This window comes from Brevibacillus formosus, assembly GCF_003013405.1.
Classification (GTDB): Bacteria; Bacillota; Bacilli; order Brevibacillales; family Brevibacillaceae; genus Brevibacillus; species Brevibacillus formosus.
Window position 1 is genome coordinate 1 of sequence record NZ_PXZL01000039.1, and the last position, 16,638, is coordinate 16,638.

General features: G+C 44.3%; 14 protein-coding genes. 8 read left to right on the forward strand and 6 right to left on the reverse strand.

Translation table 11 applies throughout. The annotated features are described in order from the left end of the window. The first annotated feature begins 206 nt into the window (after positions 1-206). Together htpG and C7R91_RS27560 are read left to right on the forward strand one after the other, a co-directional pair. Positions 207-2,087, forward strand: coding sequence for a molecular chaperone HtpG (gene htpG, locus C7R91_RS27555; RefSeq protein ID WP_047070726.1), 1,881 nt, complete (start codon positions 207-209; stop codon positions 2,085-2,087). Positions 2,088-2,201: 114 nt separating this feature from the next. After that, positions 2,202-2,804, forward strand: a complete 603-nt coding sequence (locus C7R91_RS27560; protein WP_047070728.1) for an MSMEG_1061 family FMN-dependent PPOX-type flavoprotein — start codon at positions 2,202-2,204, stop codon at positions 2,802-2,804. A 151-nt stretch (positions 2,805-2,955) separates the two neighbouring features. Here C7R91_RS27560 and C7R91_RS27565 read toward each other — a convergent pair whose 3' ends face one another. From C7R91_RS27565 to C7R91_RS27580, 4 genes are all read right to left on the reverse strand, one after another. Then, positions 2,956-5,004: a serine hydrolase domain-containing protein gene (locus C7R91_RS27565; RefSeq protein ID WP_047070730.1), complete on the reverse strand. Its 2,049-nt coding sequence runs from the start codon at positions 5,002-5,004 to the stop codon at positions 2,956-2,958. Between the two features lie 137 nt (positions 5,005-5,141). After that, positions 5,142-6,413: a sensor histidine kinase gene (locus C7R91_RS27570; RefSeq protein ID WP_047070732.1), complete on the reverse strand. Its 1,272-nt coding sequence runs from the start codon at positions 6,411-6,413 to the stop codon at positions 5,142-5,144. Position 6,414: 1 nt separating this feature from the next. Next, positions 6,415-7,155: a LytR/AlgR family response regulator transcription factor gene (locus C7R91_RS27575; RefSeq protein WP_047070734.1), complete on the reverse strand. Its 741-nt coding sequence runs from the start codon at positions 7,153-7,155 to the stop codon at positions 6,415-6,417. A gap of 233 nt (positions 7,156-7,388) precedes the next feature. Further along, positions 7,389-8,024 carry a DUF5701 family protein gene (locus tag C7R91_RS27580; RefSeq protein WP_047070736.1) on the reverse strand — a complete coding sequence of 212 codons (636 nt, stop codon included), beginning with the start codon at positions 8,022-8,024 and terminating at the stop codon, positions 7,389-7,391. Between the two features lie 162 nt (positions 8,025-8,186). Between C7R91_RS27580 and C7R91_RS27585 the strand changes: the two genes are divergently transcribed. Next, positions 8,187-8,894 carry a MerR family DNA-binding transcriptional regulator gene (locus tag C7R91_RS27585; RefSeq protein ID WP_047070738.1) on the forward strand — a complete coding sequence of 236 codons (708 nt, stop codon included), beginning with the start codon at positions 8,187-8,189 and terminating at the stop codon, positions 8,892-8,894. A gap of 56 nt (positions 8,895-8,950) precedes the next feature. On the opposite strand, the gene C7R91_RS27590 is transcribed toward C7R91_RS27585, so the two are convergent. Next, a complete protein-coding gene (locus C7R91_RS27590) occupies positions 8,951-10,780 on the reverse strand; it encodes an adenine deaminase (protein ID WP_047070740.1) in 1,830 nt (609 codons plus the stop codon). Positions 10,781-10,888: 108 nt separating this feature from the next. Here C7R91_RS27590 and C7R91_RS27595 point away from each other — a divergent pair, with 108 nt between their 5' ends. Beyond that, positions 10,889-11,230: a hypothetical protein gene (locus C7R91_RS27595; protein WP_047070742.1), complete on the forward strand. Its 342-nt coding sequence runs from the start codon at positions 10,889-10,891 to the stop codon at positions 11,228-11,230. Between the two features lie 49 nt (positions 11,231-11,279). Here C7R91_RS27595 and C7R91_RS27600 read toward each other — a convergent pair whose 3' ends face one another. Beyond that, positions 11,280-12,650 (reverse strand): amino acid permease, encoded by a 1,371-nt coding sequence (locus tag C7R91_RS27600; protein WP_047070744.1) that lies wholly within the window; start codon positions 12,648-12,650, stop codon positions 11,280-11,282. Between the two features lie 417 nt (positions 12,651-13,067). On the opposite strand from C7R91_RS27600, the gene C7R91_RS27605 reads away from it, so the two are divergent. The 4 genes from C7R91_RS27605 to C7R91_RS27620 all read left to right on the forward strand — a co-directional run bounded on the left by C7R91_RS27605 (position 13,068) and on the right by C7R91_RS27620 (position 16,511). Continuing rightward, a complete protein-coding gene (locus tag C7R91_RS27605; RefSeq protein WP_047070745.1) occupies positions 13,068-13,811 on the forward strand; it encodes a metal ABC transporter ATP-binding protein in 744 nt (247 codons plus the stop codon). Further along, positions 13,811-14,671 (forward strand): metal ABC transporter permease, encoded by an 861-nt coding sequence (locus tag C7R91_RS27610; RefSeq protein WP_047070747.1) that lies wholly within the window; start codon positions 13,811-13,813, stop codon positions 14,669-14,671. The genes C7R91_RS27605 and C7R91_RS27610 overlap by 1 nt, the downstream gene beginning before the upstream one ends. A gap of 15 nt (positions 14,672-14,686) precedes the next feature. Continuing rightward, a complete protein-coding gene (locus tag C7R91_RS27615) occupies positions 14,687-15,631 on the forward strand; it encodes a metal ABC transporter substrate-binding protein (protein WP_047070750.1) in 945 nt (314 codons plus the stop codon). 160 nt (positions 15,632-15,791) lie between these two features. Then, on the forward strand, positions 15,792-16,511 hold the full coding sequence (locus C7R91_RS27620; RefSeq protein ID WP_047070752.1) for a YebC/PmpR family DNA-binding transcriptional regulator: 720 nt from the start codon (positions 15,792-15,794) through the stop codon (positions 16,509-16,511). The last annotated feature ends 127 nt before the right edge of the window (positions 16,512-16,638 follow it).

The following is a 16,638-nucleotide window of genomic DNA, read 5'->3' on the forward strand; positions in this document are numbered from 1 at the left end:
ACAAAATGGGGTCTTGACCAATTTGACCCAAGGGTCTCTTCTTCGCTCTTGTGGTTCGTAACGGTAAGAGGGAGCAGCATTCCCTCGGATGGATCATATTGACAGAAAAATCTAAGACTGTTATAAAAATAGTGAATAGCACTCACGAGGTGAGAGTGCTAACATCGAAAAAGGAAACATAAGAAGTCCGGAAAGGTGGGTATTTCATGGAAAAGAAGCAGTTTCAAGCAGAATCTACACGTCTGTTGGAAATGATGATCCATTCTATTTACACACAAAAGGAAATCTTTTTGCGAGAGTTGATCTCCAATTCGAGTGACGCGATTGACAAAATTTACTACAAGTCGCTCGTCGATGATCAATTGGTGTTCGATAAAGAGAACTATTACATCAAAGTAGCGGTTAACAAAGACACAAGAACTCTGACGCTGACAGATACCGGGATCGGCATGACGCAGGAGGAGCTGGAAAATAATCTGGGTGTCATTGCGAAGAGCGGCTCTTTGGCGTTCAAAAAAGAAAACGACGCGAAGGATGGCTATAATATCATCGGTCAATTCGGCGTAGGTTTCTACTCGGCTTTTATGGTTGCCGACAAGGTTACGGTCATCAGTAAAGCACTGGGCAGCGAGACTGGATACAAATGGGAGTCCAGTGGTGCAGATGGCTACACGATCGAGCCTTATCACAAAGATTCCGTCGGGACCGAAATCATTCTCGAAATCAAGGAGAATACAGAAGAAGAGAATTACGACGAGTTTTTGGAAGAGTACCGTTTAAAAGCGATTATCAAAAAGTACTCGGACTTCATTCGTTACCCGATCAAAATGGACGTTACGCAGCATAAGCCAAAAGAGGGCAGCGAAAACGAGTACGAACAAGTGACAGAAGAACAAATCGTGAACAGCATGGTTCCGATTTGGCGTAAAAATAAAAGCGAGCTGACAACTGAGGATTACGAGCAGTTTTATGCGAGCAAGCATTACGGCTTCGACAAGCCGCTGGCGCACATCCATATCAATGCTGATGGAGCCGTTGTTTATCAGGCGATTTTGTATATCCCGGAGAGCATTCCGTTTGATTACTACTCGAAGGAATACGAAAAAGGTCTGGAGCTGTATGCGAACGGTGTTCTAATCATGAACAAATGCGCGGACCTGCTTCCAGACTACTTCAGCTTTGTCAAAGGGATGGTTGACTCCGAGAGCCTGTCTCTCAACATTTCCCGTGAGATGCTCCAGCATGACCGTCAATTGAAGCTGATTGCGAAAAACATCACGAGCAAAATCAAAAGCCAGCTGCAAAGCATGCTGAAAACAGAGCGGGAGAAATACGAGCTGTTCTACAAGTCATTTGGCAGACAGCTGAAATACGGCATGTACAGCGACTACGGAAGGCATAAAGAAACCCTGCAAGACCTGTTGATGTTCTACTCTTCCAAAGAGAAAAAGCTGGTGACGCTAGAAGAGTACGTAGAGAGAATGCCAGAAGATCAAAAGTACATCTACTACGCATCTGGCGAGTCGATCGAGCGAATCGAGAAGCTGCCGCAAACAGAGCTCGTATCCGAGAAAGGCTACGAAATCCTCTACTTCACAGATGACGTCGATGAGTTCGCGATCAAAATGATGATGAACTACAAGGAAAAGGAATTCAAATCCGTATCGAGCGGGGATTTGGGAATCGAACCGGGCGAAGAAGAAAAAGCTGCCGAAGCCGAAAATGAGAACAATAAAGAGCTGTTCGACTATATGGCATCGCTGCTCGAAGGAAAAGTCAAAGCTGTCAAAGCCTCCAAGCGCTTGAAGTCACACCCTGTCTGCTTGTCGACAGAGGGTGAAGTTACGATTGAAATGGAAAAAATCCTGAATGCGATGCCGAACAATCCGAATGTGAAGGCAGACAAGGTGCTGGAGATCAATGTGAACCATGCGGTGTTCCAGTCGTTGAAGGGTGCATTTGACACAGACAAGGAAAAGGTCAATTTGTATACGGCCCTCCTGTACAATCAGGCTCTCTTGATCGAAGGCTTGCCGATTCAAGACCCGGTAGAGTTTACGAACGACATTTGCAAAGTGATGGTGTAAGGCAAAACAAGGGGATGCGATTCCAGCATCCTCTTTTTCTCGTATTGATTTTCCCGTTACAAGGGACTTATGATGTAAGGCAAGGATATACATAGAGAGAGGAGAGTAGAACCTATGTGGAATCCGTTGGAAGTAAAAAATCTCATCACCAGTGCAGAAGAACTAAAAAGCCTGGTAGGAGAACCGCATGAGGCGGTTGTGAAAAAAAGCATCGCGCAGGTTGAGTCACATGTGATTCATTACGTATCCTTGTCGCCGTTGTTTTTCTTGTCTACAGCAGATGCTTCAGGCAGATGTGACGTTTCCCCGCGGGGCGACGAGCCAGGCTTCGTCAAAGTGCTGGATGATCACCATATTATTTTTCCGGAGCGAATGGGGAACAGACGGGTCGACTCTTTGCTGAATATCATCGCCAATCCGCAGGTGGGTATGATTTTCCTGATTCCTGGTCTGGAAGAAGTGTTGCGAATTAACGGATCAGCCCGCATTACGAAAGATGCAGAGCTGCTCGCCGCGCAAGAATGGAAGGGCAAAACAAGCGGCATGGGCGTGATCGTAAAAGTAGAGGAGTGCTTCCTCCATTGCCCGCGCGCATTTAAACAGGCAGGCTTGTGGAAGACGGATTCATGGCCGGAAAAAGAGGCAATGCCTTCAATGCTGGAAATGTTTCGCGCCCATTTGAAAATAAATGGCGTTACGTGGAATGAAAAAGAATAAGAAAGAAAAAACCTTGAATGAGCTTTACAACTCATAAAAAAGATAGTAAGGATTGAATATCCCTACTATCTTTTTTTATCTAGGGAATCGAACATTGGACAAAATCAAAAAGCTCGCTGGTAATGCGGACTTTTATGCTTACATCTATCTATTAATCAAATTTAATTTTAAATATATCACCCGCATTCCCACCAAAAACGATCATCCCACTTTCAGGCAGTACTACCGAATGATTGTTACTTGCCTTTGAAAAGTTCACAGTCATTCCATTCTTGTCATAAACGGCGAACCCGCCTCTTACCGGAGTCTCAACATTCATAACTCGGTTGGCTGATTTTGCATCGATTTTATACCATCTAGCCTTACCATCCGATGGTATGACGCATAAAGAATCTTTCCCGTCATTAAAGGTTGGAATAGCATCTTCACTAATATAGGATAATCCATTGATCTTTACATACTCTTTTTGGTTCTCGTGATAGAAATTCAAATCAAAAGCGTCTCTTCCGTTTGCAACAGGGATTTGAATTACATTTACTGCTTTATTCTTGTCAACAATTTTAGTGCCTGAGGCGTATCCATGGCTGATATCAACTGATATATCTTTGGTCACAAGCGCATTGTTTAGATACAACACTGAAGTGATCTTTTCATCTAAAGCGTAGTATTTTTTTCCATTTCTATGTTCCCATACCGTTTTCATTGACTTTTTTAGTGGATTGGAAGCTAACTTTTGAAATTCATAGGTTACCGAAAACGATTGACCTAATCCTGGAGTATTTATATATGCGTTAAGTTTTAAATAGGTTTTTCCATTCTTCGCTCGGTCAAAGCTTATCGTTGCATTCCCATCGTTGTTTTTGAACTGTCCATTGCCGGTATATACATATTTTTGCGGCGGGACCCCTCCAAATGCTAGATCAGGTAAATGAATCTCTCCGTTCTTTATCTCCAGTTTTACCGTTTTACCTACACTACCGTATAACCCAGAGTATGCAAGCATATCGGATGGCATGTCCACTTTCACTGGAGGTTCAAATGTTTTTTCAGGTAGAATTTCTTTAATGATGCCTTTGGCTCTTAGATATTCCAATAAAATATTCGATGCAAATGAACTATTATAGGTACCACTGCCTCCCGATGAAAGCACAGCAATCGTAATATCATGTTCGGGTAAGGTAACCAAAGCAGCGTGATACATAATCGTATCTCCACCTTTAAATAATGCTGTTATTCCGTAATCACTAAACGGTGCTAAACGGACAGCATCCCAGCCAAGACCATAGTTAATCGAGTTCGTCTCTTCAGGAACCCACACACCTTTTCTATACTCATGACTTTGCATAGCCTTTGCAGACTTCTCAGATAAAATATCCGTTCGATTCCCGATTAATACTTCACCGAATTCAGTTACTTCTTCAGCCGTGGAGTAAAGACCACCTGTCCCTATGATATTGATATTCTCAACGGGTAAAGCTTGATCCAACCCAGGAAAATAAGTTTTTATGAGCCTGTCTCTATCAAAAGAATCAAGTGGTGTTTTGGTAGAGGTCAATTGAAGAGGATCAGAAATATAGGTTTCAAGAAATTCGCTATAACTTAAACCGCTCACTCGTTCAACCAATATTTCAAGCAGCTGAAAACCATCGTTGCAATATACCGAAAACTCGCCGGGGGTTGACTTTAAGCTTTCGGATTGTAATCTTACCAATAATTCATCATGATTTTTCGTATCATTATCATCAAATAAAAAACTATTCCCATATTGACTACCGTAAATTCCTGAAGAATGATTCATCAACATACGTGGCGTAATCTGTTTATATCGTTTATCTGCCATTTTAAAGTCCTTGATATACGTGGTTAGCGGCTTATCAATATCAATTTTTTTAGAATCAGCCAGCACCATCGTTGCAGCAGTCACGTACATTTTACTTACCGAGCCGATTCCAAACATCGTGTCTTCGGTGATCGGACTTTTGGTCGCTTTATCGTATACACCAGCACTGCCTGATAAGACAATGGATCCATGATCCCTAATTGCATATTGCAATCCACTTGCACCATATTCGGATACGATCTTTGAAGCCTGCTCCTGTGCCTTTTCTTCTACAGTATCAGGATTCGTTAGAGCAAAAGCAGGGGTGACCGGTATTGCCATAAGAATAGCGCTCATGAATACAGAAACCACCTTCTTCATTATTCATTCCTCCTCGTAATTCTTGCTGTATTGTACTTGCTGAAATGATCATACGAGGAAAAGGTCTGCTAGAATAAAAATGACCCTGAAACGAAAAAAACAATCCCTAAACAACATGTTGTCTAAGGATTGTTGCTTTAATATGGAAGCAGGACCATATTGTTAAATTCTTTATGTTTCGTTTCTATGGTCATATGACCACCATACTTGTCACAGATTCTAGCTATGTTTGTTAATCCAATACCATGAAATTCCGCGTTTGATTTTTGGCTGTGCAAATAGGCAACTTCATTCTCCATATGATTCAAGATGTGAATGAGAAGGGTAGACTCGGTAGAATATATTTTGATTAGAATGTACCTATCTTCTGCAATTTTTACTCGTTTAGATGCTTCAATTGCGTTATCTAGCATATTTCCTAGGGCTACACATAAGTCATAACGGTCAATATTTACTTCCTGTGAATATAGGTTAATCTTCGTATCTATTCTTATACCATTGGCTTGTCCGATATTAAGTGTATTTGTGACAAGGGCATCTATAGCCAGATTCCCCGTATTAACACGATGATAGGCTCCTTCGACTTTATTTAAAGTAGTCTTGATATGTTCCATTGCCGCTTCTAACTCATTTCGCTTAATACATTCTTCGATATACAAAAGCTGTTGGTTCGTATCATGAATGATTCGTTTAATCGATTTGAAGCTGTGAACTGTTTTTTCGTAATTCGCATCTTGATAGTCCATTTGATGTTGCAATTGCGAATTCTCATGCATAAATTGAAATTTATCAACGATATTATCAAAAATATAGAAAATGATAATATTTAAGAGAAGAAATCCAATGACGGAAATGAAAGAATAAACGTCCTTATAAGTTAGAATACTCAGCTGGTATATACTTACGACAGGAATAACCAAGAATAATACGTAGTAACGATTATCCAAAGAGAAGCTTCTACGTTTTGCAAGTAGTCGTATGATCTGAATGATCGCAAACATGATCATGGAACCGAGTAAAATAGCTTTCGTATTAGCTATTTGATCTTGTTCATTTATAGGGTTAAAGCTAAAGTCAACTGAATCTAGGGAATAAAATAAATAGAGCGATATAAAATAAGAGAGAGATACTAAAACACAGTAAAGCATAGAAAAAGTAAACTTCGTTTTAAATTCTACTGTATAAGATTGCGCAAAACTAAATATCACAAGAAAAGAAAGAATCGAAGATAAAATAAGAGAGGCTGGTATAACCAAATATAGGTAATCGAGCAACCCAAAGATAATGAAGTAAATGAATCGGTTTTGTTTTTTAGCTGATTTGTCAAAAACCGAATTGAAGAAAAAATTAACTTGCAAACCCATCAGAAGTATAATGCAAAAGACAATCGGAAAATTATTTTGAATCATATCAATCGACCTTCATAATCATAAATTTGGTGTAAGTATCTTTTACCTCTTTCATTTTAGAACGGCCTATAGGCAATTCCTTCCCATTGGACATGAGAACCACTCCGCTAGCAAATTTCTTCACATGTAGCAGATTAATAATAATAGAACGATGGATTTGTATGAAGTTACAATCCTTTAAGGCCAGAGCATAATCAGAAATGATGCCTTTGCTTTCATAGGTTTGATTCGTGGTCGTAAAATGAAGCTTGCTTTTTATGGTTAAGCTTTTGGCAGCTTCAATACTAATAAGTTCATCATATTTTAATACGACTTCTTCATAGCCTGACTTGATGACCATATACTTTTTATCAAGTGCTTGAAAGTATTGGTGTAGCTTGATGATTTTCTCCTCCAAGATCGAAGGTGCAATAGGTTTTATCAAGTACTGGAATGTCATGACGTCAAAGCTTTCCACCATATATTGGGGGTAACTTGTCAGAAAAATAATTTGTTCATCCAGGTTATTTAACCCTCTTATTGTTCGGGCTGTTTGAATTCCGTTCATTCCACCCATTTCAATGTCCAAAATTAAAATATGAAATGGAATTTCATGGCGCTCATAATAGGATACCAACTGCTCTCCCGAGTCGAATGATTCAATTACAAATTCAATATTTGTCTTTATCGACAATGTAATTAGAATGCTTTTAACAAACTCTCTATGTTTCTCCTCATCATCGCAAATAGCCACTCTGTACATAAATGATGTACCCTCGTTCCATTACCTTTATTTTAAAGTTCTATCATAAACATGATACAACCTATAGACTTTATATAGATAGCTTTTGGATGAAATGCAAATTTGAATCCCTTAAATCACTTCTCACGTGATAAATGCCTAGAAAAGAGCCTGTATCTACAATTAATTGGTAAACGTAGATACAGGCTTTTAATTTTATTGTCTAATCCTGCTTATGTATATTGAATGTGAAATCAAGGTTTTTTTTCGTCCAAACGAGCTTGGCAGGAAGCCGACCCGAGCCACGTATGTGGATTGCCAGCCCAGCACCAGCCTAGCTTCGGTTTATTTTCGCTGATCCACATGGCCGTTACACGTCGGTCGCCACAACGAGAGCCGAGCAGAGAAAAGCCATTGTTTTTCTTTACCCGATCCGGGAAGTGAGTGATGAGGGCAATTCCTTCCTCCAGCGTGAGTGGAGAACGCTGTTGCTCCATGAGGATAGGCATCGCGTCATTCGGAGTGACGTTCAGCGTCTCTTTTCCCGTATCAATTCCGGTCATCAGGTAAGCCATTCCTGTAGGAATCTCAATGCCCTCGATAGGTGTAAACCGCCGGATTTCTTCTGCATCCATGACACTGAAGCCAGCTTTCTTTTGCCGCTCGATGGCTTGCATCGCTTTTTCTCCGTCGAACCAATCACCTTTCACCACGAGAACAAAGGGGACGAGGCCCTCTTGCTGGTCGTCTTCTTGAATGGGTAGAGCTTCTGCCAGTGGTTGCAGCGGGGCCAGATTTTCCCTAAACTCATCTGCTGTCATGCCCGCCATTTCAGGATAGCCCTTTTGAATGAGTGTTGTCAGTTGCCTTTCGAATTCAGCTTTGTGCATGGGTTCATGCGCCTCCTTCCACTTGTCACATTCATCTTACAACATTGGTGCGAATTCTAAGGTTTCTCCAAAATAAAAGGAATAAAGTACATTGAAATTGAAATAACCTTACAACTGAACTTTAATCTTTGTGGAAGAAAATCGGTTAGGAGGCTGTCTGCCATACGCCCTATTGATATTGCACGCAAGCTGAAGCTGAGCACGAGCGCATTGCGCAATTATGAAGCGCATGGGTTGGTTCCGCCTGTAGAGCGGTCAGCGAGCGGCTACCGGAAGTATACGGAGGAACACGTCGCTTATTTTACCTGTATTCAAGCCATGTCTCCTGGTTTTGGGATGGATGTGACCGCGCAGGTGATGCGGCTGATCCAGGATAGACAGTTGCAGGCTGCTCTGTGGCTTGTGAATGAGGTACAGGCTAATTTGCAGCGGGACAAGCAGTTAGCCGAGCGAAACGTGGCGATGCTTGAAGACGGCCCTGCAGGAAAGGGTGAGGAAGCAGAAAACAACGAATGGATGACGATTGGGGAGGTAGCAGCCATGACTTCACTGCCCAGCTCAACCATCCGTCACTGGGAAAAGGTTGGACTCATTACGACTTCCCGCGATGAGAAAAATGGCTACCGTCTCTTCAATCGCTCGCAAATCCGCAAAATCATGCTGCTTCGTACGCTGCGACCTGCTGTCTATTCTTTATCGGTTGTGGAGCTAAAGGAAGCCATCGCGAACATGAATGAAGAGGATGTAAAAGAGGCGCGAAATATTGCTTTGGAAACGCTGCGCTATCTGGATCAGATGAATCTCGTACAAATGCGTGGGGTTTTCTATTTCTATCAATTATGCAAAGTGGTTCAGTTAGTTGAAGAATAGGGTAGCGAAAAGAGAAAACCCTCTTCTGCTCATTCGCAAAAGAGGGGATGTCATCGTTATTCAACAAAGAGTGATACTCGCTCAAATCCTGCATCTGAAATGCGAATCAAGCCCGTATCCGATATATGCAATGTCGGTATGACGACCAGAGCAAGCAAAGACAATGTCATAAAGGCGTAGTTCATCGTGCAGCCAGCCTTCACCAATGCTTGGCTAATCTCCATGGATTGCTGCACAACTGTTTCATAAGGCTCGGTCGACATCAGTCCAGCTAAACGCAACGGAAGCTCCACAATTTCGCCGTCTCCTGTCACGACAGCGATACCGCCTTGCATGCGGATCACAGCATTGGCTGCTTGTGCCATCCGCTCATCATCGTTTCCAATGACAAGCACGTTATGGCAGTCGTGGGCGACAGTCATGGCAATTGCTGCTGGCTGGTTAAATCCGACATTGCCGACAATCCCGATGCCAGAGCCGCCTGTTTTCCCATGGCGTTCGAAAACAGCCATTTTGCACAACGAGCTCTCGGGCGTAATCTGTAGCTCACCATTTGCGACAGCTACATCGACAAACACTTCGTCCGTCTCTACGTGATTTTCGCGGACAACTGCCACGCGCGTCTGGATCGTCCCGGACGGAACAGGGGTCTTGATGATGAAGTCAGATGGTGTGAGCTCAGCCTTGATTTTCACCGAGTTGACGGCAAACTCAGGGTAAGGGAACGGAGGGAGTTCGAGCGTCATTTCACCGTTTTCCGCCACTACTTCACCGCGTGCGATCGTCATCACGACATTTACATCAGCCAGATTTCCGTCGAGCAAAATGATATCGGCGATGATACCCGGTGCGATCGAGCCTACATCCCTTGCGACACCGAATCGCTCTGCTGTATTGATGGTCGCCATTTGGAAGGCAGTAACGGGCCTCACCCCTTGCGAGATCGCATGTCTGACGATGAAGTTCATATGACCTTCTTCTTTCAACGAGTCACAGATGCGGTCATCGGACACGAGCATCATCCGGCGGGAGTCAATGCCCTGTTCGGTGTGTGCTTTGATCGTTGCTGCAACATCGTGCCAGGCTGAGCCGCGGCGCATTTTGGCATACATGCCGAGGCGTACGCGCTGTGCGACATCTTCGCTGGTCACACACTCATGGTCGCCGGTTACACCCGCAGCTGCATAAGCAGCCAGACGCGGATCACTTGACGGCCATGTATAGTGACCGTCCACTACTTTTCCTGCCCGCAGCGTCGCTTGAATCTCTCCAATCATTTTCGGGTCTCCGTACACGACACCAGGGAAATTCATGACTTCTCCGAGCGCGATCATATCTGGTCCCCAGCTCAATGCTTCCGCGACCTCCGCTGGTCCGAATTCTGCCCCGGCCGTTTCAAAAGAAGCATCCGTTGAAGGGACGCAGGAAGCGACCTGCATGTAAGCAGCCATTGGTGTTTGTCTCGCCTCATCCAGCATGATCCGCAAACCAGGAAGACCAAGAACATTCGAGATCTCATGCGCATCGAAAAAACCGCCTGTCGTTCCGAGCGGCAGCACCGCATTGGCGAACTGCGTCACGGACAGCATGCTGCTTTCGATATGACAGTGCCCGTCCAACAGTCCCGGTGCCATATACTTTCCTTTTGCATCTATGATCTTGGTGGATTCACCCGTCATCCCTTCTACAAAAGGACCGACATAGGCAATACGGGTGCCAACGACAGCGATAGACATATTCGGCAAGATTTCACCGGAGAGAACATTGACGAGAGTGCCGTTATGGATGAAGAGGGTCGCTTTTTTCTCCCCTCTGGAAAAGGCAACGAGATCAGGAATGCAATCTGCGAGTGGAGGTCTTGCAAAGGACGAATGCTGCTGTGTCATGTTTACTATCACCTCATGCTGGATTTGGTTTTTTACATATCGTACACATCGAAGGAGAAGGAAGCTAGTTTTCTTTTAGAAAAAATTTTGATGGAGAGGGTGCAGTGTATGACGAGAGTAAAAGTCAAATACATAAAAATATCGTCCTATCTGAAGCTTTGCGTGGGAGCTGGGGTTTCGATCGGGGGTTTGGATGGGGTCATCCGTTTTCTATTATTGCTCGTAATGGGACAGTTTAGTGCTTCGGAAGCTTTGATTTTCAGTTTGCAGGTGAAGGGATGGACAGCGGGAATATTGCACGTGCTTTCCGTACCGCTGCTGTATGGCTTGGGTGCATTACTGTTTGGTTTTGTCTCCTATTTTCCGTTTATGTACTATCTCAAGTACAAGAAGGGTCTTGTGATCGAAGGGGTATTTGAAGGGGAGCATCGCGAGGACATTCCAAAATAAAGCACCTCCCATTTTCACCGTTGTTGAAAGTGAAAACAGGAGGCGCTGCCTAGTGTTCTGCTACCTCTATTTCATTTGTCTTGGTTTTCCGCAGTTTGTAAATCGCAACGAGTAAAATAAACCACACAGGTGTGATGAACAAGGCGACGCGTGTATCATCCGCAAGTGCCAGCACGACCAGGATGAAGGCAAGGAATGCCAGGATCAGATAATTGGCAAAAGGATAGAGCGGCATTTTAAATGAATTCGCTTTTGCTAAATCTGGTCTCGTTTTGCGATATTTCAAATGACAGATGACGGTGATTCCCCAAATAAAGATAAAACAGACGGTCGAAACACTTGTGATCAGTGTAAACACGCCCTCTGGCATGACGTAATTCAATACAACGGCGATAAGGATAACAACTGTCGAAAAGAATAGTGCATTTGCCGGGACCTTGTTGGCAGTCAGTTTGGTAAGGGGCACAGGTGCATTCTTTTCTTTGGCAAGGGAGTAAACCATCCGGCTTGTACTAAAAATGGCGCTGTTACATGCGGAAGCGGCGGATGTCAGTACGACGAAGTTGACGATTCCGGCAGCGGCTGCAATGCCAATCGCTGCGAAGACCTGCACGAATGGACTCTCCAACGGGTTGATCGCGTTCCAAGGATAAATGCTCATGATGACGATGAGTGCGCCAACGTAGAAAATCAAAATCCGAATCGGGATTTGGTTAATCGCTTTTGGAATGACTCTTTTTGGGTCTTCTGTCTCACCGGCTGTCAGACCGACGAGCTCGATCCCAACAAATGCGAACACGACCATCTGGAAGGAGAGAAGGAACCCATTGAAGCCGTTCGGGAACATGCCGCCATGACTCCAGAGATTCGTGAAGCTGGACGCACCTGCATTCGTAGAAAAGCCCTTGATGATCATGAAAATGCCGACAAAAATCAGGGCGAGAATCGCGATGACCTTAACGAGCGCGAACCAAAATTCCATTTCTCCAAAAAGCTTCACTGTCGCCAGGTTCATGATTAACAAAATCACGAGGGCGATTAATCCTGGCATCCACTGCGGTATTTCCGGAAACCAGTATTGCGTATACAGACCAACAGCTGTCAGGTCGGCCATGGCGATGGAAATCCAGCAAAACCAGTAAGTCCAGCCCGTGACAAATGCGGCCATATTCCCCAAATAGTCTTTGACGAAGTCCACGAAAGAATGGTAGTTCAAATTGCTCAAGAGGAGCTCTCCGAGTGAGCGCATGATTAAAAAGCAGATAATGCCCGTAATCAAGTAAGCAAATAGGATGGATGGGCCGGCCAAATGAATCGATTTTCCTGCGCCCAAAAATAATCCTGTTCCGATTGCTCCGCCGATTGCGATGAGCTGTACGTGTCTGTTTTTTAGACCTCTCTCCAATTTTTGATCCTGCATACGATCCACCTCTCTATATTTTTAGTTAGTTTTCAATTTTTAGATTTTTAATAAGCAGATAATGTTCATATTAACATAACTATTGTTGTTTCACATATGTTTATTTATTTTTATAGAAAAAAAGCATTTACATATGAACGGAATAGGAACATCTTGGAAGTGCTGGCTCTTTTAAACAAAAGGCTGCACTTTTTTTGTATTTCAGAAAAAAGAAGATATTGACATGAGAATGGAAATCATTTAATTTTGCATTAGGGCAACTTTTTTATACACGAGCATATTAGTTTGATTCGGTGAATATTATTGGTACAAGACTACATTGTTGTGTGCAGGCATAAGTGCGTGTAGGAATTACCCGTTTCACCATTGGTTTTTGGGCGGGATTATATAACGGGCTATTATTTGGAGGGAAAAATCATGGATTCTGCTATTGCAGTAAGGGACCTGCATGTCTCTTATTTTGGGAACGAAGTTGTTCGGGATGTCTCGTTTGATGTTGAGTTAGGGAGCATGGTTGGAATCATCGGTCCTAACGGGGCAGGGAAGTCAACCCTGATCAAAGCGCTCTTGGATCTCATTCCGAGAGATAAGGGGAATGTGCGGATTTTTGGCAAAGAGACAAATGAATTCCGGAAAAAAATCGCCTATGTACCACAGCGGAGCATGATTGATTGGACGTTTCCGATCACCGTTATGGACACCGTACTGATCGGGACATATCCAAGTGTTGGGCTGTTTAAATTTCCGAAGAAAAAGGAAAAAGCATGGGCGTTAGAATGCCTGAGAAAGGTAGGGCTGGAGGATTTCCGCGACAGGCAGATTGGGGAGCTCTCCGGCGGGCAGCAACAGCGTGTCTTCCTGGCAAGGGCACTTGCGCAAAAACCGGAGCTGCTGCTTCTGGACGAGCCGTTTGTAGGGATTGATGTGGCGAGCGAGGACACCATCATTCGTATTTTGAAAGAGCTGCAATTTCAGGATAAAACCATTGTGGTCGTCCATCATGACTTGTCCAAAGCATATGCGTATTTTGATCAGCTCCTTTTAATGAACAAAGAATTGATCAAGTTCGGTACGGTCGATGAAGTGCTGAATCGAGAAGTCATGTCGAGAGCATATTCCTATCAACTACCATTTCTCGAAAAGACCGAGGTGCTTGCATAATGGATTTCTTGATGGCAATTGGACAGTATGAGTTTTTGCAAAAAGCATTGTTTACATCTGTAGTGGTTGGGTTAATTTGCGGAGTCATCGGTAGCTTTATCATCTTGCGTGGAATGTCCTTGATGGGGGATGCCATCTCACACGCTGTTTTACCCGGGGTGGCCCTCTCCTATGCTTTTGGAATCAATTTCTTCGTGGGTGCTGTTTTAACAGGCGTGCTCACCGCTGTTGGAATTGGCTTCGTGAGCCAAAATAGCCGCATCAAGAACGACACGGCGATTGGAATTTTGTTCACGTCCGCCTTTGCAATCGGAATCATCATGGTTACGATGCTGAAAAGCAGTACGGATCTTTATCACATTTTGTTCGGGAATGTATTGGCTGTGCGTTCGTCAGACATGTGGGTGACAGTTGGCATCGGGGTCATCGTCATCGTGACAGTCTACGCTTTCTTCAAAGAACTGTTACTGACTTCGTTCGATCCGACCATTGCGGCTGCCTACGGCTTGCGTAACAACCTCATTCATTACTTGCTGATGACCTTGTTGACGATGGTAACTGTCGCTTCCTTGCAAACCGTAGGAATCGTGCTCGTCGTCGCCATGCTGATTACACCGGCTGCTACTGCCTATCTTTTGACAGACCGTTTGTCGATCATGATCTTCTTGGCTGGCGGTTTTGGGATGCTGTCTTCGGTTATCGGCCTTTATTTTAGCTTTACTTATAATTTGGCCTCTGGTGCCACGATTGTCGTCGTTGCAACTGTGTTATTCTTCTTGGCCTTTCTCTTCTCCCGAAAACACGGGGTAGTATGGAAATCAATCCGAGCCCGGCAAAAACGAGTCGAGCTCTTAAAGTAAAGGAGAATTATCGTCATGAAAAAGTGGAATCTGTTTTTCGTTTTTCTTATATCAACTGTGTTGATGGCAGCGTGTGGTGCTCCGCAAGTTGCGAACGAGCCCACGAAGTCAGATAGTGACAAGCTCCAGGTAGTAACTACGTATTCCATCCTGTATGACATCGTGAAAAACGTTGGGGGAGATCGGGTAGAGATCCATAGTCTCGCTCCAATTGGCTCCAATCCGCATGAATATGATCCATTGCCTGCTGATGTGCAAAAAACGACGGATGCAGACGCGGTTTTCTACAACGGACTGAATTTGGAAGCAGGTAACTCCTGGTTCGATAAACTGATGACCACAGCAGGCAAAACAGGTCCAGACGCACCTGTTTTCCGACTCAGTGAGGGCGTAGCAGCCAAGCACTTGACGACCAAAGGCAAAGAGAGCGAAGAAGACCCCCACGCTTGGCTGGATGTACGCAATGGCATCAAGTATGCGGAGAATGCAAAAAATGCCTTGATCAAGGTGGACCCAGCGCACAAGGAAACGTATGAGCAAAACGCCAAGAAGTACATCGAACAGCTGACTGCTCTGCACGAGGAAGCGGTGAAGCAATACAACCAGATTCCGAAAGAACAGCGTTTGCTTGTGACGAGCGAGGGCGCGTTCAAATATTTCAGCGAAGCGTACGATTTTGAAGCGGCATACATTTGGGAAATCAACTCGGAGAACCAAGGAACACCAGAGCAGGTCACGCAGGTAGTGGATACGATCCGCGCGAAAAAAATCCCGGCTCTGTTTGTAGAAACGAGCATCGATCCACGCAGCATGGAGATGGTATCGAATGAAACGGGTGTACCGATTGTCGGTAAAGTATTTACGGACTCTCTCGGAAAGCCGGGGGAAGATGGTGATACGTACATCAAAATGATGGAGTGGAATATCAAGACGATTTACGAAGGATTGACCAAGAAATAAGCTTCGTAAAAGCAAAGCACAGCTCTCCTAATCAGGGGCTGTGCTTTTAAATTCTTCCACTGCTTAACATATTTCATATGATTGAGGTATAATAGGCTAGTGTGTAAAAGGAATCCGGAGTATTCATATTTAATCTGTCATATTGAAAGAGAGTGGGATTATGGGTCGTAAGTGGAACAATATTAAAGAGAAGAAAGCTTCTAAAGACGCGAGCACCAGTCGTATTTACGCGAAGTTCGGGAAGGAAATTTACGTAGCGGCAAAGCAAGGCGAGCCGGACCCAGAGTCCAACCGTGCTCTGAAGGTCGTCCTGGAGCGTGCCAAAACGTACAGCGTACCGAAAGCGATTATCGACCGCGCGATTGATAAAGCAAAAGGCGGCTCTGATGAAACCTTTAGCGAGCTGCGCTATGAAGGCTTTGGGCCAAACGGTTCCATGATCATCGTGGATGCACTGACCAACAACGTAAACCGCACAGCTCCTGAGGTTCGTGCCGCTTTCAACAAAAACGGCGGTAACATGGGCGTATCCGGTTCTGTTGCTTATATGTTTGACCCAACAGCGGTATTTGGCTTGGAAGGCAAATCCTCTGATGAAGTGCTGGAAATCTTGATGGAAGCGGACGTAGACGTGCGTGACATTTTGGAAGAAGACGGTGCTGTCATTGTTTACGCAGATGCCGAACAATTCCACGCTGTACAAGAAGCACTCAAAAACGGCGGCGTCACAGAGTTTACCGTAGCTGAACTGACCATGCTGCCGCAAAACGAAGTAACGCTGACAGAAGATGTACAAGCTCAATTCGAAAAGCTGATCGATGCTTTGGAAGACTTGGACGATGTGCAGCAGGTGTACCATAACGTTGATTTAGGTGAATAATGTTTTCGATGGGGAAGACCTTTGTTTTAGGACAGAGGTCTTTTTTTATGTGGCTACGGTGGAGAGAAGAATATTTCCAGTCTAGGCTCCAGGCTCCGTCCTGCTGAGGGTTGAGACTGTCCGCTCC

Bases quoted from the DNA above. Each gene is read 5' to 3' on its own strand.
- htpG (WP_047070726.1), top strand. From the start codon at position 207: ATGGAAAAGAAGCAGTTTCAAGCAGAATCTACACGTCTGTTGGAAATG.
- C7R91_RS27560 (WP_047070728.1), top strand. From the start codon at position 2,202: ATGTGGAATCCGTTGGAAGTAAAAAATCTCATCACCAGTGCAGAAGAA.
- C7R91_RS27565 (WP_047070730.1), bottom strand. From the start codon at position 5,004: ATGAAGAAGGTGGTTTCTGTATTCATGAGCGCTATTCTTATGGCAATA.
- C7R91_RS27570 (WP_047070732.1), bottom strand. From the start codon at position 6,413: ATGATTCAAAATAATTTTCCGATTGTCTTTTGCATTATACTTCTGATG.
- C7R91_RS27575 (WP_047070734.1), bottom strand. From the start codon at position 7,155: ATGTACAGAGTGGCTATTTGCGATGATGAGGAGAAACATAGAGAGTTT.
- C7R91_RS27580 (WP_047070736.1), bottom strand. From the start codon at position 8,024: ATGCACAAAGCTGAATTCGAAAGGCAACTGACAACACTCATTCAAAAG.
- C7R91_RS27590 (WP_047070740.1), bottom strand. From the start codon at position 10,780: ATGACACAGCAGCATTCGTCCTTTGCAAGACCTCCACTCGCAGATTGC.
- C7R91_RS27595 (WP_047070742.1), top strand. From the start codon at position 10,889: ATGACGAGAGTAAAAGTCAAATACATAAAAATATCGTCCTATCTGAAG.
- C7R91_RS27600 (WP_047070744.1), bottom strand. From the start codon at position 12,650: ATGCAGGATCAAAAATTGGAGAGAGGTCTAAAAAACAGACACGTACAG.
- C7R91_RS27605 (WP_047070745.1), top strand. From the start codon at position 13,068: ATGGATTCTGCTATTGCAGTAAGGGACCTGCATGTCTCTTATTTTGGG.
- C7R91_RS27610 (WP_047070747.1), top strand. From the start codon at position 13,811: ATGGATTTCTTGATGGCAATTGGACAGTATGAGTTTTTGCAAAAAGCA.
- C7R91_RS27615 (WP_047070750.1), top strand. From the start codon at position 14,687: ATGAAAAAGTGGAATCTGTTTTTCGTTTTTCTTATATCAACTGTGTTG.
- C7R91_RS27620 (WP_047070752.1), top strand. From the start codon at position 15,792: ATGGGTCGTAAGTGGAACAATATTAAAGAGAAGAAAGCTTCTAAAGAC.